Consider the following 20,547-nt stretch of genomic DNA (forward strand, 5'->3'; position numbering starts at 1 on the left):
GTCCAGTAAAATCTAAAGAGCTTGTGGGTAGCCTATCTGCCCATGTAGACACAGTTTTCACCGCCTCGGGTGAAGCATGGAGAATTGAGACTTATTGTGAAATCTGATCTTACGGTTGTTGAACTCATTGCCTGGATGCGGGAATGGATTGCAAACGACGTAAGTATTACCGTTTCGGAAGTAAACCCGGACAAGCCTTTTGAAGAGTTCGGCCTATCCTCCCGAAGTATTCTGGAACTCACTGGGCAGTTGGAGGACCTCACCGGAAAATCCATCAATGCGGCAGTGATCTACCAGAACCCCACAGTAAACAAACTGGCAGTTTTCCTCCTTGACGACTCCGACCCAGCAGCCGAAACCTTCCACAAGTCCCGCGACCGCTCCACCGTGGAAGGTGCAGACATTGCCATCATCGGCATTGCCACCCGCTTCCCCGGCGACGCCAACACCCCGGAGGAATACTGGACTCTTCTCCACGACGGTGTGGACGCCGTCACCGACCTCCCCGACACCCGCTACCAGGAGTTTCTTGAGGATAAAGAAGTAGCGGCCAAACTCGACGCGGCACCCACCCGTGGTGGCTACATTAAACCCGAGTACATTCGCTACTTCGACCCCGAATTCTTCTTCATCGCCCCCCGCGAAGCTGAACAAGTAGACCCGCAGCAGCGCATGCTCCTCGAACTCACCTATGAAGTATTCGAGGACGCCCACCTGCCCATCTCCGAACAGCGCGGCCATAGAGTAGGTGTTTTCGTAGGCGCCTCCAGCCAGGACTACGCCCGCATTCTGGAAAGCGACTACTCCGCCTTCCACCCCTATTCCCTCACAGGCCTATCCCCCGCTATCCTCTCCAACCGCATCTCCTACACCTTCGACTTCCGCGGCCCCTCCATCTCCATGGACACCGCCTGTTCCTCCTCCCTGGTGGCAGTGCACCAGGCAGTGCAGGCACTCCGCCGCGGCGAAAGCTCCCTGGCGGTAGCCGGCGGCATTAACCTCATTCTGGCACCCGGCACACAGCTAGCCTTCGCAGACCTGGAGACAGTGCTCTCCTCCGACGGCTATATTAAAGCCTTCTCCAATGACGCCGACGGTATTTCCCGCTCCGATGGCGCCGGACTGGTCCTGCTGAAGCGCCTCCAAGATGCAGAAGCCGACGGGGACCATATCTACGCTGTCATTAAGGGCTCCGCCGTGAACCAGGACGGCCGCTCCAACGGCATTACCGCCCCCAATCCGGACGCCCAGATGGAAGTTCTGGCCGACGCCTACCAGGACGCCAACATTGCCCCACAAGACGTGGACTATGTAGAAGCTCACGGCACCGGCACTATCTTGGGTGACCCCATTGAGGCCCTCGCTCTGGGTAAAGTTTTGGGCTATGGCCGCGACGCGGAAAAACCCCTCCTTTTGGGTTCCTGCAAGACGAACTTTGGGCACATGGAATCGGCTGCCGGTTCCGCCTCCCTCATCAAGCTGGCGTTGGCCATGGATAAGGGCGTTATTCCCCCCATGCTGCACTTCGCCGGCCCCAACCCCTACATTGATTTCGAGGGTGACCATCTGGAGCCCGTCACCGAACTACGGGAATGGCCACGCTACTCCGGTAAGGCTGTGGCTGGCGTGTCCGGCTTCGGTTTTGGTGGCACTAACGCCCATGTTGTGGTGGAGGAATACACTGGCCCCGCTGCTGGCTCTGCTGATACTGCTGGCCTTGCTGATGCGGCAGATAGCGCCGCTACACCGGAGCTCAGCGAGGAAGAGCGCACCCAGTTGGAAGCGGAAAACGCCATGTTCGAGGACGTGGAAGAACCCGCCACCTACGTGCTGCCAATCTCCGGCACCCTCTCCACCCGCGCCCGCCAGTCTGCCAAGCATGTAGCGGACTGGCTGGAAGACAACCCGGACGTGGATCTGGCGGCCGTCGCCCACACCCTGGCCACCCGCTCCATTGGTCGCTTCCGCAATGAGGTCATTGCCACCGACATGGACTCTGCTCGCGCCGGGCTCCTAGCCGTTGCCGAGGGAACAGAATCCCCGAACGTCTACAGTGGCCACCACACCGCCCTGGAAGGACCCGTGTGGGTGTACTCCGGCTTCGGCGGACAGCACCGCAAAATGGGTAAGCGTCTCTACCTTGCCGACAAGTTCCGGGGAGACTTCGGCGGTATTTTCGCCGCCTCCTTCGACAATGTGGCAAAGCTGATCCAGGAGGAATCCGATAAGGATATTCGCCAGATTATGCTGGACGATGCCCTCAACTGGGATACAGAAACTGCCCAGGACGGCATTTTCGCCATCCAGGTAGCCCTCACTGACACCCTCACCTACTTCGGCTGCCAGCCCGCTGCCGTCATCGGCCACTCCATGGGTGAGGTTGCCGCCGCCTACGCTGCCGGTGGCCTCAGCCTTGACGATGCTGTTCGCGTTATCTGTGTCCGCTCCCGCCTCCTCGGCGAAGGTGAAGCTAACCTCTCCGCAGAGGAGCAGGGCGGTATGGCATTGGTGGAATACTCTGCTGATGAAATCGCCCAGCTAGTAGCCGAGAACCCCGGCAAATTCGATACGGTAGAGCCCGCCGTCTACGCCGCCCCCACGCAGATTACGGTGGGTGGCCGGAAGATCGATGTAAAGGCTTTTGTGGACTACGCCACCGAACACGGCAAATTCGCCCGCATGCTGCCAGTGAATGGCGCCGGGCACACGTCCATGGTGGCGCCGCTTATTGGTGAACTTATTGGCGAGATTGCCGATATTGAGCCGCGTCCACTCCGCTGTACACTCTTCTCCTCCATTGATAAGGACGCCGTGTACCGGGCTGGCGATACGCCAACGGACTACAAGTACTTCGCGAAGGGTATGCGCCATTCCGTCTGGTTCACCCAGGCTGTGACGCAGGCCTGCCAGGCTGGCCACACCTGCTTTATGGAAGTGTCCGCACACCCGGTGGCTATTCTGTCTGTGGCTGCCGCTACCTACGCCGCCAAGATTCCCAATGCCAAACTCTTCTACACGCTGCGTCGTAAAGAGTATGAGCCGAATACGCTGGTGCGTGCTATCGCCCAGTTGGCGGCTGATGGTCACCCAACTAATCTTCGTAACCTGGCTCTTACCCGCGACTATGCGGATGTGCCGCGTACCGGATTCCAGCGTAAATACTGCTGGACCAGTTCCCGCCTATCTGGGTCCAACGATTCCCATCTGCCGGGTACGCATGTTCTTCTGCCCACCGGCCAGCATGTGTGGAATGTTCAGAAGAAGGCTGTGAAGACGCCAGAAATGCTGGCTCTTGCTGCCGCCGACTACTGCTATGGGCAGGACGCTGTAGTAACCGCCTGGGAGATTCTTGGGCAGGACGCGAGCGATTCCGCTGCTGGTGACGGCCACTACGTCACCATGCTGGAAGAACAGGGCGCTGCTACAACCGCCGCGGTCACAAGTGACGCTGCCGCGCAAGACGCTGACGCTGCGGTAAAGACCGCTACAGTGGAGATTTTCGCCCAGCAGAATAACGAGTCCGTGAAACTGGCTGTTGCCACTATTACCGTGGGTGACCCCAGTGCAGAGCCGGCTATTGTTGCCGAGCAGCGCAGCCAGGATGAGTTGGATTCGGAGGATTTCCTCGCCGAAAACAATACGGATAATGACTACTATGACCCCACCACGGGGGAGACCATTCTGGAGCGTCTTACCAAGATTGTTGCCACGAATTTGGCCTATAACCCGGAGGATCTCACCAGCGAACTGCCACTGATGGAACTGGGTCTGGATTCCCTGATGGCGATCCGCATTAAGAACCGTATCCAGTATGAGTTCCAGATTCCGGAGCTGGATCTCATGGTGGTTCGCTCTTCCACTATTGGTGACGTTGCCGAATACATTACTAATGTGAGGGAAGCCCAGGTGCAGGGCTTGTCAGCGGAGGAGGCGTCGCAGGTTTCCGCGCAGAAACTGGCGGAGAAGCGCTCCGGTACACAGACTGGTGCACAGACAGGTGCCGACAGTGCCGATGCTGCTGCCACCGCTGGTGCTAACGCTGGCGCCGGTGCTGCCCATGCCGCAGATAGTGCAGAGACGAATGTGCCGCCGCGTGATGCGTCCGAGCGTCTCGCCTTCTCCACGTGGGCTACCGTTACTGGCGAGTCCGCGGGTGATGTTCTGCACCCGCTACCGCAGATTGGTGACGATACCCGCGCTAAGTTGGCGGAGCGGTTAGCGGAGCGCACTGGTTCCGATATTGACCCAACACTCCTGAGCGATGTGAAGAACATTGAGCAGTTGGCCAACATTATTCGCCCCTTCCTGGAGAAGGAAGTGGAGGGCCTAGTGCGTACTCTGCGGGACTTCCCCACAGAACAGCATGCGAAGGCACTTTTCCTCTTCCACCCGGCGGGTGGTACTACCGCCCAGTATTCTGCACTGGTGGATGATCTTCCGAAGGATCTTCCCGTGTTCGGTTTGGAGCGTGTGGAGGGCCCACTGGAGGAGCGCGCTGCCGCATACCTTCCGGCTATTAAGGAAATTCAGCCGGAGGGCCCCTACACGTTGGGTGGCTGGTCGCTGGGTGGTGCACTGGCCTATGAGGTTGCTAAACAGCTTATTGCCGCCGGCGATGAGGTTGCTTCTATTCTCCTCATTGATACTGTGCAGGCTTCTGAGCCGGATCCGGGAACGCGGGAGGAACTCCATGCCCGCTGGGATCGCTACGGTGCGTTCATTAAGAAGACATATGGTCTGGACTTCCAGGTGCCGCATGAAATGCTGGACGCGCAGGGTGAAGAGGGCATGATGAAGCTCTTCGCCCAGATGGCTACTAACCCGAATCTTGCGCGCGCTGGCGTGTCGGCGGCGGTGTTGGAGCATCAGCGTGCGTCCTTTGTGGATAACCGCATGTTGGCCAGTATTGATATGAGTAAGTGGGCGTCTGTGCAGGTGCCTGTCACACTGTATCGGGCTGAGCGTATGCATGATGGTGCCATTGAATTGGAGCCACGTTACGCCCATATTGATCCAGATGGTGGCTGGGGGAAGATTGTGAAAGATCTTACCGTGGTGCATCTGAAGGGTGACCACTTGTCGGTTATTGATGAGCCGGAAGTGGGGAAGATTGCCCGCGACATTATTAAGCGTCGGACAAACTTGGGATTGTAGTAATGGCACAGGATCCAGCGAACGCGAATAGCGACACCGCCGACGACGCCATGTTTGAGGAAACGGAGTCGGCGGCGGAGATGACGCAGGAGGGTCGCCAACTGCGGCCACCCCGTAATCTGGCTGAGGCAATGTGGAAGGCTCTGCGCCCGCGGCAGTGGGTGAAGAACATTCTGGTGGTGATGGCGCCACTGTCTGCCGGTACGGAGGTGGTGACGGATCCGCATGTGTTGCTGCAGGTCCTGTATTCGTTCATCGCGTTCTGTCTGGCATCGTCGTCCATTTACCTCATTAATGATGCGCGGGATGTGAAGGCGGATCGGCAGCATCCGGCAAAGCGTTTCCGCCCCATTGCGTCTGGTGTGCTGCCGCTGCGGCTGGCCTATGTGATGGGTGTTGTGCTCATGCTGGTGTCGGTATTGCTGGGCTATTTCTTGTCCGGTAGTTCCCTGGCGATAGTGTTGGCTGTTTATATTGTGTTGCAGTTGGGCTATTGCTTTGGGCTGAAACACCAGATGGTGCTGGATATTGTGCTGGTGTCCTCGGGATTCCTGCTGCGTGCTATTGCTGGTGGTGTGGCGTCGGATGTGCCACTGTCACAGTGGTTCTTGCTGGTGATGGCGTTTGGTTCCATCTTTATGGCCAGCGGTAAACGCTATGCGGAGAAACTGTTGGCAGATAAGGAAGGCCGGCAGATTCGGAAGGTGCTGCAGTCCTATACAGGCACGTATCTGCGTTTTGTGTGGACGATGTCGGCGACGGCGCTTATTCTCTGCTATTCACTGTGGGCGTTTCAGCAGGGGCAGGCGACGGCTGACCATAGTGGCAGTTTGTGGTACGAGATTTCAATGGTGCCGTGGGCGATTGCCGTTATGCGCTACGCGGTGGATGTGGATCGTGGCGATGCGGGGGCACCGGAGGATATTGCCCTCAAAGACCATGTTCTGCAGGTCATTGCCCTATTGTGGCTAATGTGTATCGTACTGGCCGTCTACGTTTTCGGCGGCTAAGTTTGCACTAAAAATAGCATTTCTGCGATCAGCATGGGGACGGTGGCTTTGGCTTCTTTTGCGGAGGTGGGGTGGTCGTAGGTGAGGGCGATACGGCACCCGGTGGCGCACGTGATAACGAAGGGGTTGGGGACGGGACCAGTGAGGGTGGTGTCCTTCTTGGTGATTTCTAGCGGGGAGGTGGCTACGCCGTCTTTGTTGATGCGGACTCCGCCGGCGTCGGTGACGTTGTTGTTAATGCGCAGGTGGGATTTGGCGTTTTTGCCGTTTTTGACGCAGATGGGGAATTTTTTGGGGTGTGCTTCGCAGAAGAGGAGGTAGTAGCCTTTGGTGGTGTCTAGGCCGGTGACGGTGACGTTGACGGTATCGCCCCAGCTAACAGTGTCTTTGTCGAGGGTGATGGTGGCGGCGGGTGCGGCCCAGGCGGTGGTGGCGAAGAGGCCGAGGGCTAGAGCGGAGCTGCTAATAGTGGCAGCAGCTTTAATGAGGTGGGTGCGGATATTCAAGGGAGTGTGTCCTTTCAGTGACTGTCCATAGTTGGCATGGCTGGCATAGTTGGTGACGACTGCCAATAATTGTCCGTGTGTATTCCACGAACACCATACATATATTAGGTAAGCCTTACCTAAGGTATAAGGATTCAGAAAGGGCGTCAAATTTATTTTGTTATCGCATGTAGACGGAAACAGTAGATGTATAGCTAGAAACAGTAAATAAGTTTGCTGATTCATGTGTTACTAGTGTGACTAATGTGATTTAGTTTTGTATAGTCAGAGGAGTAATAAACTCTCCCATCTCGTCACAGCAGTAACAGTTAAGTAGTAGCCGGTCGCTAGCCAATTACTAGCCGATTACCGGGCTGAGCACGGGCTGAACGTGGGCTGAACATGAGTTGTTCGCTTTGGTTGTTCATAAAAAATTCAACTAAAGTAACAATCTCACTGTAGATGACGATAAACAGGGTATGAGCGCAAGGTATGAGCGCAAGGAAAAGAACTATGACTGTGAACAAGCGAAATAAATGGATAACGTCCCTAGGAGCATCACTCCTAGCTATTTCCTTGGTCGCCGGAATGGGTGTTAACCTTCCCAACGCGAACGCAAGTAACCGCAGTTCGCTCCGTCGTGACAACTCCTCCAACCGCCATTGCGAGTGGGATCCCGCACACTACTGGGTTCAGCAGTGCGAAGTATGGTCGGACTCAATGCACCGTAAGATCCGCGTGCAGGTGCAGCCGTCCAAGAATGGTGGCAAGCACGCGCTCTTCCTGCTTGATGGAATGCGTGCCCGCGAGGACTGGAATGGTTGGTCCCACGATGGTCACGCCCCCTCCGTTTTTGTGGACTCTGACATTACCCTGGTTATGCCCGTAGGTGGCGAAACATCCTTCTATTCAGACTGGAAGCGTAAGTCCTCCACAAACAACCAGAAATACACCTACAAATGGGAGACGTTCCTCACTAAGGAACTCCCCGGCTACCTCAACCGTCGTTTCGGTGTAGCCTACACCGGTAATGGTGTCGGTGGCTTGTCCATGTCCGGATCTGCCGCCTACACGTTGGCCCTCTACCACCGCCCCTACTTCACGCAGGCATTGAGCTTCTCCGGATACATGAATGTGTCCGACCCCGTTATGCAGCGTCTCCTGCAGTACGCAGCGAAAGATGCCGGTAACTACAACCTCGAAGACATGTGGGGACCCTACAGCGACCCTGCCTGGGTACGTAACGACCCGTATGTCAATGCGGAAAAGCTACGTGGACTTCACCTGTTCATGTCCTCCTCCACGGGCATTCCCGGCCGCTACGACGACCCCAAGACTAAGCAGGAAGCCATCAACACAACTGTTGGTTTCATGCTGGAGGGGCTTGCCCGTCAACAACACATCAAGATGAAAAAGCGCCTGGAGGAACTCGGTATTCCGTGCCGTCACGTCTTTATGGCCAATGGTATTCACAACTGGGGTTATTGGCATGACCAGCTGGTTACTGCCTACCCGTATGTAAAAGCTGTTCTTGGATAGAAAGTAGCTCTCATTCCGGGGGAGGGGAACCCACGGAGGGATAGCTAAGCCCACTGTTCATTTTTGTTACCTGTGAGGTTTATGATGCTTCGTCCGTTCCGTTCCGCTCGTGCCACTGGCACCATTGTCGCGGCATCGCTACTTATTGCCACGCCTGCGGTCGTTGTCCCCACCCTGGGCGCACACAACATTGGGCCTATGGCCGGTGTTTTCGCCCAGGCGGCGGGGCAGCCCACCATCACCAAAACGAAGTGGCTCTCCGATCGCCATGTCGCTATCTGGATCAATAGCCCCGCCATGAAATGCGTGCGGCAAGTACAACTCCTCTTGCCGCCCACTTTCAAGAGCAATCCCCGACTGTCGTACCCTGCCCTCTATCTGCTAGACGGTATGCGTGCCGCCACCTCCTATAGTGGCTGGACGAAGTATACGGACATTATACAAACAGTTGATAAGGCCGAGTTCATTACCGTTCTCCCCATTGGTGGGGCGGCATCGTTCTATACGAACTGGGAGAAATCCCCCGAGCCGAAGAACGCTATGCAGTGGGAGAAATTCCTCACGGTGGAACTCCCCAACGTGTTGCGGAACCACTGGCGCGTGAATAAGAGCGCCGGTGTGGCGGGGCTGTCCATGGGCGGTACTGCCGCCGTGAACCTGGCCGAACGCCACCCCAGCCTGTACCGCTTTGTGGGCTCCTACTCCGGCTATCTGGATACGTCCTCCGATGGTATGGGGGAGGCCATTGACCAGGCCATGCGGGAAGTGAAACCGAAGTACCACGCCACCCAAATGTGGGGGAAGTACCAGTCCGCTAACTGGCGTGCCCACGATCCGAAACTGCACGTGGATCGACTCTCCGGGAAGAGTATTTATATCTCCGCCGGATCTGGCAACACTGGCCCCTACGATAAACCCTCCCAAGTGGAAGGTATTCCCGAAAATACTGCCGCCTACACGCTAGAGATCCTTTCCCACCTGACGTCGAAAACATTTGTGAGTGCGGCGGAGCAGGCCAATGTTCGCATGACGGTTAAATTCCGTCCCTCGGGAACACACTCGTGGCCTTACTGGCAGTTTGAATTTAAGCAGTCCCTGCCACAGATTGCGAAGGCTCTCGGCCTGCCAACTGTGGGTACCACCCCCGGCAATATCCAGTACAACGACTCACTGTCCAGCTACGCAAAGCACGGTGACAGTACTGCTCAGTCTGCACAGTCTGCGCAGCCCGCTAAATCTGGGAAAGCGACTCCTACACGCAAGCCCTACCATGCCCCCGCCAAGGTAGCGGCAGAACTCAATAAGCGGAATCCGAATAAGCCTATCCCCTATAAGACACCCAAAAATAACTCCAAGTGTAAGACTGTGGGGGACATTAAAAAGTATCTGAAGGGGTACCCGGCTATCGCAAAAGCTGCTGGGCACTGCCAAACAGACGAGTATGCCGTACCCGGCGGACGTGCCCAAAACTTTGAGCATGGACGCATATTCTGGTCCCCCGGGACAGGTGCCGTCCTTGTTAAAGGCAAGGTTGATGAGGCCTACAAGAAGATGGGATCCTCCGGCTCCGTGCTAGGACTACCCGTCGATGAGGAACACAAGACCCACGATAAACGCGGCTACTACCAGGACTTCCAGGGTGGACGGCTGTATTGGTCCTTCCAGAATGGGGCGCACTGGGTGCGCGGTACCATTCTGGATAAGTATCGGCAGATGGGCTACACGTCCGGCAAGCTGGGCTGGCCAACCTCTAACGAGAAAGCGACGAAGAAGGGCGCTGTCTCTTCCTTTGAGCACGGTCGTATTGAGTGGACCGCTAAAAATAACACGGCGAAGTACTACAAGAAGTAACTATTCTGTACGTCTTACTACCGTAAGGACTTCATTATGCGAGAGAGTAACCGTCGCCCGCAGTATCGTCTTGCCGCCCTCAGTATGGCTGTGCTTATAGCGTGCAGTGGGCTTACTGCCTGCGGAAAATCTGACGTAGACGGTACTGGTGGAGATTCCGCGACGGAAACCTCCACGACATCGGCGTCCCCGCGTTCCTCCGATGGTGCCAATCCGGCGCAGCCGAGTGAATTGTCGGAGGATTACCCGGGGCCCTCCACTGTCATGCGTACTGCCCAAGATGATGAGTATCTGCAGGATCTCAAGAATCAGGGCATTACGGTTGATGGTGTGGAGGACTCCCTTATCGGAACCGGAAAGTCTCTGTGCCAGGGGAAGGCGGAGACCGGCCGGGTCGATCCCGTGCTGGCGCGGGCTGTCGCAGGGCAGCTCGCGCAGCAGGGGAAAGCTAGCCAGGACACGAAGCAGACCTCCACTATTCTTACGAACACGGCAGTGAAGCACTATTGCCAGTAGAGTGGAACAGTCTGCCATTACCGGTTGTCCGTGAAGGAGGGACTGTCTATGTGGGGGAAAGAGACGAGCCCGCAACACGGTAAGAAACGTAGTGTGGGAATTATTGTGCTCACACTGCTTGTTGTTGTGGTGGTAGTTGGTGCGCTGCTGTGGAATGTGGTGGGGAACCGTCCTCAGAGTAAGCCTGCAAAAACAGCGGCGGTGAATCCTGCCGGCTGCCCCATGGTGGAGGTGCTGGCGGTGCCAGGGACGTGGGAATCCGAGCCCAATGATGACCCCTTCCACCCCCATTTCCGCCGTAATGCCATGCTGCTGAACGTTACTCGCCCCCTGCAGCAGCATTATGACTCGTCCCGCGTACGGGTATACACCATTCCTTACCTGGCCCAGTTCCGGAATATGAATTCCGAACACGAGGCCAGCTATGATGATTCCCGCGAGCAGGGGAAGGACCGTCTAGCGGCGGAAATGAGCCGCATGAATCAGCATTGTCCACAGACGAAGTTCCTGTTGACGGGCTTTTCGCAGGGTGCTGTTATTGCCGGTGACGTTGCCTCCGATATTGGCAATAGTCGCCTTACCATTCCCGACAAGAATATGCTGGGTGTGGCACTGCTGGCAGATGGCAGGCGCGTGAATGGGCAGGGTATTAATCCTGGTAAACCGTTAAATGGGCAGGGGCTAGAGGTTACGTTAGGGCCCATGGGTAGTGGGCTAGGCATCATATCCGGTACTGACGCCACTATGAAGGGCCGTCGCAGTGACGGTTTTGGGGTGCTCAATGAGCGCACCTACCAGTTGTGTTCAGAAAAGGATATTGTCTGCAACGCCAGTAAGAACCCCGTCACGCTCATAGAAAAAGGGCATAATTTCTTCTCTAACAACCCTATTCACTCCCAATACAATACGAATCCCGATGTTGTTCCCGGTACTACTGCCACACGGTGGATAGTGCAGTGGATGGAGAAACTAATTAATACCGCATTGGCATAGGGGAACGAGAGTACTGCGTAACTACTAGCACCGTGTAACTATTGGGATAGGTGCAGGTGGACTAAAATAATGGTGCACTCAGAAAGGACAGCAACTGTGAGCATGACCACCGCCGAAAAGCTAGCTGACCTCCGGGCTAAAATGGCCCAATCCGAGGACCCTGGCAGTGAGCGTTCCAAGGCGAAGCGCGCCGCGCTGGGCCGAACAACTCCCCGCCAGCGCATCGATGCCCTCCTGGATAAAGGCTCTTTTGTGGAGATGGGGCGTTTGGCGAAAATGCCCGGAAATCCCGATAACCCCTATGGCGATGGCGTTGTCACCGGCCACGGCACTATTGATGGTCGCCCTGTGGTGGTGTACGCCCACGATAATACTGTGTTCGGCGGTTCCGTCGGTGAAGCCTTCGGTAAGAAGGTTTGTGCCGCAATGGATCTGGCTATTAAAATCGGCTGCCCCGTCATTGGTATTAACGACTCCGGTGGCGCCCGCGTGCAAGATGCCGTCACCTCTCTCGCCATGTACTCGGAGATCGGCCGCCGCCAATACCCACTATCTGGCCTATCGCCGCAGATTTCTATCATGCTTGGTAAATGCGCGGGCGGCGCTGTCTACGCCCCCGTCACCACCGACTTCGTGGTGGCCACCAAAGACTCCTACATGTTCGTCACCGGCCCGGACGTTATCCGCTCCGTCACCGGCGAGGACATCACCATCGAAGAATTAGGCTCCGCCGAAAAACAGATGGAATACGGCAACGTCAACTATGTGGCTGAGGACGAATACGAGGCCTTCGCCTATGTGCGGCGCCTCCTGTCCTTCCTCCCCACGTCCGCAAACGATCCCGCCCCGCTGGGGCGCACCGGTCTGGAACCAGAAGTGACGGACTCGGATCTGTCCCTGAACAGCATCATTCCGGACTCCGATAATGCCTCCTACGACATGATGGACGTGCTGGTCAAGATTTTTGACGATGGTGACGTCCTGGAGGTCACCCCCGGCTACGGCGCTAACCTCATTACCGCCTTCGCCCGCGTAGATGGCCACCCGGTAGGAGTTATTGCCAACCAGCCGACAGTTCTTTCCGGCTGCCTGGATGCGCGCGCCGCGGAAAAGGCTGCCCGCCACGTTGCCCTCTGCAACGCCTACAACATTCCCATCACGTTCGTGGTGGATGTGCCTGGATTCCTCCCCGGTTTCGAGGAGGAGAAGAACGGTGTTATTCACCGTGGCGCAAAGTTCCTGGATGGCATTGTGGGCGCTAGTGTTCCCAAGGTAACAGTGGTGCTGCGCAAGGCTTATGGCGGCGGCTACGCAGTGATGGGCTCAAAGAACCTGGGTACGGATATTAACTTCGCCTGGCCCACCGCCCGCATTGCGGTGATGGGTGCAGAAGGTGCCGTGAACCTGTTGAAGCGCCGCGAAATTGAGGCTGCCGGCCCGGAAGAGGGTGCGAAGATCCGCAAGCAGTTCATTGAAATGTACAACACGTATATGGCCACCCCGTATATTGCGGCGGAGCGCGGCTACGTTGATGCCGTCATTGAACCTGCTGATACGCGCCTTATGCTGCGGAAGGCTTTTGCCCAGCTGCGGGATAAGGAAACACTCCTGCCGCCGCGTCGCCACGAAGTGCCGTTGATGTAGTAGACGTTACGTGCAGACTAGGCATCGCATAGTGTGCGGTGTTTGTACGCTTTGAAATACTGAGATAAAAGGATCCCCCGCTTCCTGATGAGGTGAGCGGGGGATCCTTTTACACGGCGCTGTTAGCTGGGCATAGCCTATTCGGAACGGCCCGGCTGTTGTACCTTAGCCGATGTTCATTTTGCCGGGGTTCCATAGGCCGGAGCGTTTCTCCGTACCGTACTGAATATCGGCGCGCACTGGCAGTCCTGGCTGGCGGGTGCCGTAGGGTGTGAGTCGTTTCAGCGACCCCCACTCGCGTCCCCAATCGTCCTTCAAGTAGGTGGGCACTTCCTCATCACTGCTAAGGCCTTCAGTAATGCCGAGGGATCCACCGAACTTGGTGGCTTGCCACGTGTCCGTATTGTTGACGGTGGATTCACGGTCGGGCGAGATGCGCCACTTGGGGCGTTCGGTAACGCCAGCGTAGTGGCTGTAGGGGTGAATGCAGGGGAATTGTAGGGCGATTTCCCAGTCGAGCAGGGTGGGGTCGTCGGAGCCCACATAGTTCTGCAGGGTCACCAGGTGCGGCAGGCGCGGCGGGGTGACGGCCACCCAGTGGTCGGGGTCCAGGTTAGTGTCCTCACCGACAAGGCGGACGGCGTTGGCTTCGGCGGGGATAGCGCTGCGGGGAATACGCATGTTGCGCCAGGCAGGAATGGGGCCCACATCGTAGGGGAGTACTTGGCCCAGCATTTTTACGCTGCCGTCGGGTTGAGTGACGCCGTATTGTAGGTAGACGGGCTGCCCGTAGGATTCGTTGCCGTTGACGTTCAAGAATTTCAGGCGCCCGGCGGCGGTGAACACGATAACGGGGTGTGCGTCGTCTGCTTTAGGGAGGCTGTACCAGGCGGTTTGTAGGGTGGCGGAGTGCTGCATGCCGTACTGGTAGGAGCCTAGGACAGGGGTGGTTTTCGGGTTGAGTCCGAAGGGGAGTTTCGCATGGGAACCATTGACACCCAGGTCGGTTTCTACGCCACCGTCAATGCCGCCTTGCTGCCCGGATTGTTTAGTAAGAGAAGGCAATTCGGCTTTGTAGTCGGTGCCGGCGGTGCCTTGCTGAATGTAGACGGGGTCGGCTTCAATATGGTCGGGAACACCCCAGGCCTCGAAGTTTTTGGTGGTGGGGCCGGCGAGGGGGCCGCGGGCGATAGTGTTCCCGTCTTGGGGGGTGCGTTCCCATTCCTGGTGGGGGAGGGGTGTCAGCATTCCCTTATTGGGGTCGGGTTCAACGAGGATATTGTCGGCCATCATGCATTTGTGCCCGGCGAGAACATCCATGTTGCCTTTCGCCACGGAATAGGCGGGGTATTGCGAGATAGCGGCCTTGCCGAAGGTCAGTAGGTAGAAGGCAACGGTGAGCCAGGCAACGATGGTGACGGGGGCGGCACCCAGAATGCGGAGGCGTTCGCGGCCTTTCGCAGTGGAGGGTTCCTTGGGGGGTCGGAAGTCTTGCGTCATGTGCTGCCAGCCGGCCACCAGGAAAGCGATGATGGCAATGACCATGACAATCTTGAAAAGCTCCACCCCGTGGATTTGGGGGACTTTGTCGAACCAGGGAATGTGGTAGTGGCTGACGAACCACCAGTCGTTGACGGTAGCCAGGGAGAATGCCAGGACGAATCCCATAGCGCCCAGGACGAGGCTGCGGTTACGGCTAGACCGGAGGGCTGTATTGCCGATGGCGAGGGCGGCCAGTGCCGCCAGAATGGGGGCGATGCCGGCGTAGGCGCCGAAGTGGTGGGTCCACTTGGTGGGGCTGAACATCATGAGGATAAGAGTGCCGTAGGTGATGCCGAGGGCACGCCAGCTGGGGCCGGGGTCAGCGCCCGTAATTTTACGATTGCGGAGGAGGACGACCGTCACCACAATAAGGCAGAACAGCATGGTGAAGACGGCAATGCGGCGGGACATGGAGCCGTCCACGGTTTGAATGGTCAGCCAGAAGTAGCGGAGGACTTCCCGGTACCAGGGCATGTTAGGGCCAATATCGCCGCGGACGCGGGTGGCTTCCCGCACAGCACCAATGTTGTGGTCGCCAAAGACGCAGGTCAGAATAGCAAAGCCGGATGCGGCAATGGGCCCAATTTGGGCGGCCACGCCAACGCGGGGGCGACGTTCCCGCATAACGTGAAGGAGTGGGCGAATGGCGGCGACGAGGGCGGCCACAGCCATCAAACCCGTGGGGTTGCCGGAGAGTGCCAAGGCAGCGGTAAGCACAGAGATGGTGGCGGGCAGCATCCGATGTGTGGCAATGCTTTTCTCCAGCAGGGCCCAGGTGAGCAGGGCCATCATGGCGACGAATGGTTCAGGGCGCATGCCATTGTTGAACGCCATGTGGAAGATGAGGAAAACACCGGCGGCAGTCCAGGTGGTGATCTTGCGCTTGTAGAGGCCTTCACCGAGGCGCGGAATGATGGATTTGGAGATCAGCATCCAGGTGAGGACAGCGCAGATGAGGGCGGGGAGCCGCACGAAGGGGCTGGTGGGGTTGGCGGCGGCGAAGCCTTTCAAAATGTCGTAGTAGGGGGAGCCGAAGGGGGATTCGGTAACGCCATACCAGCGGTAGTAGTTGGCCATGTAGCCGGCACCCTGGTTCGCTACCCGCACCATGGTGTGAATGTAGCCGTCGTCGGAGGTATTGGCGCCAATGAAATGCCAGATCAGCAGGATAATGTAGACGACGGCGTCCAGGGCGGTGAAGCTGCTCCAGTGGCTGCGGATAGTGCCGTCGGGGCGCCGGTAGCCGGTGGGGGTGTGAGGTGTGGGTTGCACGATGGCGTCTATGCGAGCCAGGGCGATCCAGCTGAGGATCATGCATATGACGCCAATAATCATGGCGAGGAGTTTCACCAGGGTGGGGCTGGTGGTGAAGCGGGTATCAATGTGGACGGTGACTTTCATGCCCTGGACGGCAGCCTGCGGGGTGTCCAGGGGAAGGTCGGAGAAAATGCCCATGGTGATGGGGCGTAGGTGGGCATCATCGGAGGTGAAAGTGACGGGGTTACCAAGCCCGGTGACGCGGGCGCGGGCACCGTCTTTATCCACCTCAATATGAATGGTGCCGTCGTGGGCGGCTTCTACCTCACTGCGGTGGAGGGTAAGGAAGGGGGTGTCGCGGGAGAGAACGTCCACGGTGTGTTCGGAGACGCGAATGAAAAGACCGCGCTGGGTGGCCTGCAGGGATTGTCCGGGGAGTGTACTGGCAATAATGCCGTCTTTTTGGCCTTTCATGGCCTGGATAGCGGAGAACGGGACGTCTAGGCTAATGCTTTGCGGACTGTGTGCAATGAGTGGTGCCTCAACGCTTTTCACGCTTTTATGCTGCGGCCAGGTGACGGTGGCGGTGGTCTGGTTGACCGGCAGGAATGGGGCCAGGATAAAAAGGACCATGCCGAGGAAACCGGTGATGGCGGCCGTCAGGCGGGCTGCCTTAAGATTCCAGAAACCGGATACGCGATCATGTGATGTGTTCTGTGACGCGCTCTGTGGTGTGCACTGTGATGTGCGCTGTGTCGTGTTCTGTGATGCGTGGCGGTGTGTATGGCCGTGTGTGCGCCGGTGCGATGTGTGGCGCGAGGTGTGAGGTGCAGGCTCAGACATGCCCCTCATTCTACCTAGTACCCCCTGGGCTAAACCTAGTCGAGGCAGTCTCGGCCACACCCCGACCTACCCTGGTTTAGCCCAGCCTACCCAGAGTCATGCCTAGGCCATGTCGGGTGCTCTTAAGCCACACCCCGGACTGTCCCGGCGCACTAGTGCTCCGGGGCTAGTGGCTTGGGGCTAGTGGAGGGCGCCCCAGTCTTGTAGCCAATCGTGGTTGAGGTAGGTGGGGACGTTTTCGGCGTAGTAGAGGAGGTCTGTCCAGCCGAGGGGTCCGCCGCCGAAAGTGTCCTCCCAGGAGTTGGCGGATTCAACGTTGCGGCCGTTCGGGAGGATACGCCACTTGGGTTGTTCTGCAATGCCATTGCGGTGGTGGTAGGGGCGTTGGCAGGGGAAGGCAAGGCCCACGGACCAGTCAATGAGAACCGGGTCGGTGCTGCCCACAACCTCGTTGAGGGTGCGGAGTTGGGGGGCGCGCGGCGGGGTGACGGCTATCCACTTGTCTGTGTCGAGGGAGGTGTCGTCAACACTTATGCGGATAGCGGTGGCGTTGGCGGGAATGTCGTGGGGGCGGCGGAGCCGTAGGTTGCGCCAGCTGGGGGTGGGGCCGGGGTCCATGGGGACCAGGCGGCCGGCCACCCGATAGGTGCCGGTGCCGGGCGCGTCAGTGCTGGGCGCGCCGGTGCCGGAAGTGCTGGCGTTGGGTGCGGTGAGGTCGTCCGTGGTCCATTCCACGTGTACGGCCGTGTCTTTAAGTGTGCCGGCAATGGTAAGGACCAGGAGGGGGCTATCGTCGCGCTGTGCGGGTAGACGATACCAGCTGGTGACAAGGTGCGCGGATACTTGGTTATCGGGACGGTAGGTGCCCAGAATGGGAACATCTAGGGGGAGGCCGAAGGGGGGAATCTTGTGGTTTTGCCGATCGGGGGTTTCTACGGCATCACCAGTGTTCAGTTCAGTTTGGTTGTCGTCGATACTGTCGGGCAGGCCACCTTCCTGGAAACCATTGCGGACAGTACCAGCGAGAGCGTTGGCGAGGCTGCCCCCGTCAACGGGGTGGAGGATCCAGCGGCCCGGATCCGGCTCTACAAGTACTTGGTCGGCCAGGGAGCAGGGGCGCCCGCGGAGTGCCTCCATATTAGCGGACCCCACGGTGTAGGCGGGGCGGCGGCTAATGTAGGCGCCCAGGAAGGACGCCAGGCTGAATGCCACCACGAAAGTGCTGAGAACAGCCAGCACAATAGGTTTGCTGGCCAGCCAGTTCGTGGTTTTACGAATGGCGGGTTTGCTGGTGGTGCTTAGTTTGTGGTCAATGCTGGGGAAGAAGTGCAGAATGGCCGCCACTAGCAGGAAGAGGAGTGCTAGCCCCAGGAACCAGGTGGAGATGGCTTTACCGCAGAAGGTGGGGAAGTTTTGCTCATCGTGCGTGGTGTTAATACCGAATTGGCTGACGTACCACCAGTCATTGTTGGCGGTGAAAGCCAGCGCGGTCACGGCGACGGTGGTGGCGGCGGCTAGCCAACGGTTGCGGGTGACGGCAATACCTCGGTTTGTCATAAGGACGGCACCTATTGCGCCTACAACCGCGATAATGCCGGTGAAAGTACCGAAGTGGTGCGTCCACTTGGTGGGGGTGAGGGTGAGGAGGAGGAGTGACCCAATGCTAATGCCGGCCACGCGGGTGAGGACGGGGGTGGAGAGGCCCGCAATGGGTTTGCGTCGGGCAATGATGAATACCATGATGCCGAGGATCATGAGCATCATGAAGATGGGGAAGCGGCGGGTGACGGAGCCGTCGGGGCTAATGCCGAAGAGGGCAATCCAGCGGGCTTTATCCTCGAACCAGCCCAGGTTGGGGCCAATTTCGGTGCGGACGCGCACAGCTTCTCGCATAGCGCCCAGGGTTTGGTCGGCGAAAACCGTGTAGAGGATAAGGAAACCGGTGGCCAGAATGGGGAAAATAATACTGACAATAGCCAGCCCCTTGCTGGCACCTTTATGGGCACCCTTGCCTGCCCCTTTGCTGCCTTCGCTGCCCTCCCCGGCGGTGCGGAGGGTGTAGACACCCATGCGAATGTTCTGCCAATAGCTGCGGAACCCGGCGAAGAGAATAGCCAGGCACATAATGCCGGTGGGGCCAGCACCAATAGCGAACGCGGCAGCCAGAATAGCGAACGCGCCGGGCAGCAGAGTGCCGTTAGCAATGGCGCGCTCTACCAGTGCCCAGCAGGCGATGAAGAGGACGGCCTCAATGGGTTCGGGGCGGAGACCATTGTCGAGGGGCATCCAGCAGGCCAGGTAGAACATGCCGGCGGTCCAGTAGGCGATGGTGTTGGTGCGGAAGGCGGCGCCCAGCCGGGGGATAAGACTGTGGGAAATGATGAACCAGCTGATAATGCCGGCGAGCAGGGTGGGGATGCGGATAAAGGGGCTGGCGGTGCTGATCCGGGTGAGTGCCTGGAGGATACTGTAATACCAGCCGATGGGAGATTCGGGGGAGCCGAGCCAGCGGTAGTAGTTGGAGATGTAGCCGGCGTGGTCGGCGACGCGCGCCATGTTCAGGAGGTAGCCGTCGTCGGAGGTGTTGGCGCCGAAGAAGTGCCAGACAAGCAACAGAATGGTGACGACGGCGTCCGTCACCCACACGCCTACGCCGGGTTTGCTGACGCTGGCTACGTCTGCACTGTCTGCGTCTGTGGTGTGGCTGTCGCGGCGGTAGCGCCAGCTCATGCGGTCAATGCGCCATAGCATGACTAGGCTGGCCAGGCTGGCGACAATCCCAAGAACCATGAGAGTGGTTTTGAGGGGGGTGGGGCTGGTGGAGAAGCGGGTGTCTACCACCATGTGGGCGGTTAGTCCAGGAATGCGGGTGCCATGCGGCAGGGTGGTGAAGAAGCCAACAACTTGTGGGCGGGTGGTGGAGTCGGTGGCAAGTTCGCCACTGATGGGGCTGTCGGTTTTGGGGTTGTCACTATCCGCTGTTGACATGGCGAAAGTTGTGGCGGTGGCGGTGACAAATACGGAGGGGTCGGAGGGTCCGGCATCTGCCCGTACTGTGGTGGTAATGCGGCAGTCGGCGGGCTGTTTCTCTAGTTCAGAGACGGGAATGGCGAACAGGAGGTGGCTTTTTGAGGTGATGGAGAGGGTGTCGGTGCCGGTGCCGTCGGGGGCGCGGCGGATCTGCATGCCCTCACTGCCAGCATTAGCGGATTTAGCGGGAACAGTGGAGAAAAGAAGTGTGTTTTGGGGGGCGTTGGTAACGCTACCGCAGGGGAGTGTGACGACCAGGTTTTGCGGTATGTAGGAGACGAGGGGGGAGGTGATACCAGCAGGCTGGGTGTTTTGGTTCCAGTCGATGGTGGCGACGCTTTGCTGGACGGGAAGAACAGCGGAGGCGATGGCCAGGAGGAAGCCAATAATGCCGGTGATGGTGGCCAGAATGGCGACGCGCTTACCGTGCATGTTCCCGCGTGCGCCCTTATGTGTGTCCCTGCGTGTGTTGTCGTGTGAGCTCTCGTGTGTATCGAGTGCAGGCTGGGAAGTGGACGTGGCGTCTGTGGTCATACTGGTGGGGTTTGTGCTCTGGTGGGGGCTGGTAGTCACGCTCTAAGCCTACTTGTTTGCCACTATTTTCGGGATATGGGTGTCAGGTAGATGACGTTCTTGCTGCTTGGAGATTAATCTTTTGTGTAAATTTTTGTTTTTTAGTTGAA

The 20,547-nt window shown here is 58.1% G+C and carries 10 protein-coding genes; 7 read left to right on the top strand and 3 right to left on the bottom strand.

Annotation, left to right across the window (positions count from 1 at the left end):
• The first annotated feature begins 96 nt into the window (after positions 1-96).
• Together DI579_RS03725 and DI579_RS03730 are read left to right on the top strand one after the other, a co-directional pair.
• Positions 97-5,154, top strand: coding sequence for a type I polyketide synthase (locus tag DI579_RS03725; RefSeq protein ID WP_303678718.1), 5,058 nt, complete (start codon positions 97-99; stop codon positions 5,152-5,154).
• Between the two features lie 50 nt (positions 5,155-5,204).
• Positions 5,205-6,164 (top strand): decaprenyl-phosphate phosphoribosyltransferase, encoded by a 960-nt coding sequence (locus tag DI579_RS03730; RefSeq protein ID WP_303678790.1) that lies wholly within the window; start codon positions 5,205-5,207, stop codon positions 6,162-6,164.
• Here the strand turns inward: DI579_RS03730 and DI579_RS03735 are convergent.
• On the bottom strand, positions 6,161-6,736 hold the full coding sequence (locus DI579_RS03735; RefSeq protein WP_303678719.1) for a hypothetical protein: 576 nt from the start codon (positions 6,734-6,736) through the stop codon (positions 6,161-6,163). The genes DI579_RS03730 and DI579_RS03735 overlap by 4 nt on opposite strands.
• 426 nt (positions 6,737-7,162) lie before the next feature.
• On the opposite strand from DI579_RS03735, the gene DI579_RS03740 reads away from it, so the two are divergent.
• From DI579_RS03740 to DI579_RS03760, 5 genes are all read left to right on the top strand, one after another.
• Entirely contained in the window at positions 7,163-8,188 is a 1,026-nt protein-coding gene (locus tag DI579_RS03740) for an alpha/beta hydrolase family protein (RefSeq protein WP_290598575.1), read from the top strand.
• Between the two features lie 84 nt (positions 8,189-8,272).
• Complete coding sequence (locus DI579_RS03745; protein ID WP_290598573.1) at positions 8,273-10,039, top strand: alpha/beta hydrolase-fold protein; 1,767 nt, start codon at positions 8,273-8,275, stop codon at positions 10,037-10,039.
• A 36-nt stretch (positions 10,040-10,075) separates the two neighbouring features.
• Positions 10,076-10,555, top strand: a complete 480-nt coding sequence (locus DI579_RS03750) for a DUF732 domain-containing protein (protein WP_303678720.1) — start codon at positions 10,076-10,078, stop codon at positions 10,553-10,555.
• Between the two features lie 48 nt (positions 10,556-10,603).
• On the top strand, positions 10,604-11,548 hold the full coding sequence (locus DI579_RS03755) for a cutinase family protein (RefSeq protein ID WP_303678721.1): 945 nt from the start codon (positions 10,604-10,606) through the stop codon (positions 11,546-11,548).
• A gap of 96 nt (positions 11,549-11,644) precedes the next feature.
• Positions 11,645-13,192, top strand: a complete 1,548-nt coding sequence (locus DI579_RS03760) for an acyl-CoA carboxylase subunit beta (protein WP_290598567.1) — start codon at positions 11,645-11,647, stop codon at positions 13,190-13,192.
• Between the two features lie 165 nt (positions 13,193-13,357).
• Here DI579_RS03760 and DI579_RS03765 read toward each other — a convergent pair whose 3' ends face one another.
• On the bottom strand, positions 13,358-16,834 hold the full coding sequence (locus DI579_RS03765) for an arabinosyltransferase domain-containing protein (RefSeq protein WP_303678722.1): 3,477 nt from the start codon (positions 16,832-16,834) through the stop codon (positions 13,358-13,360).
• Between the two features lie 180 nt (positions 16,835-17,014).
• Positions 17,015-20,437 (bottom strand): arabinosyltransferase domain-containing protein, encoded by a 3,423-nt coding sequence (locus tag DI579_RS03770; protein WP_303678723.1) that lies wholly within the window; start codon positions 20,435-20,437, stop codon positions 17,015-17,017.
• Between the last annotated feature and the right edge of the window lie 110 nt (positions 20,438-20,547).

It is taken from the genome of Lawsonella clevelandensis, assembly GCF_003241315.1.
GTDB classification, from domain to species: domain Bacteria; phylum Actinomycetota; class Actinomycetes; order Mycobacteriales; family Mycobacteriaceae; genus Lawsonella; species Lawsonella clevelandensis_A.

What these genes read in the sequence shown, in the direction of transcription:
- DI579_RS03730 (WP_303678790.1), top strand. Translation starts at nt 5,205, where the DNA reads ATGTTTGAGGAAACGGAGTCGGCGGCGGAGATGACGCAGGAGGGTCGC.
- DI579_RS03740 (WP_290598575.1), top strand. Translation starts at nt 7,163, where the DNA reads ATGACTGTGAACAAGCGAAATAAATGGATAACGTCCCTAGGAGCATCA.
- DI579_RS03745 (WP_290598573.1), top strand. Translation starts at nt 8,273, where the DNA reads ATGCTTCGTCCGTTCCGTTCCGCTCGTGCCACTGGCACCATTGTCGCG.
- DI579_RS03750 (WP_303678720.1), top strand. Translation starts at nt 10,076, where the DNA reads ATGCGAGAGAGTAACCGTCGCCCGCAGTATCGTCTTGCCGCCCTCAGT.
- DI579_RS03755 (WP_303678721.1), top strand. Translation starts at nt 10,604, where the DNA reads ATGTGGGGGAAAGAGACGAGCCCGCAACACGGTAAGAAACGTAGTGTG.
- DI579_RS03765 (WP_303678722.1), bottom strand. Translation starts at nt 16,834, where the DNA reads ATGTCTGAGCCTGCACCTCACACCTCGCGCCACACATCGCACCGGCGC.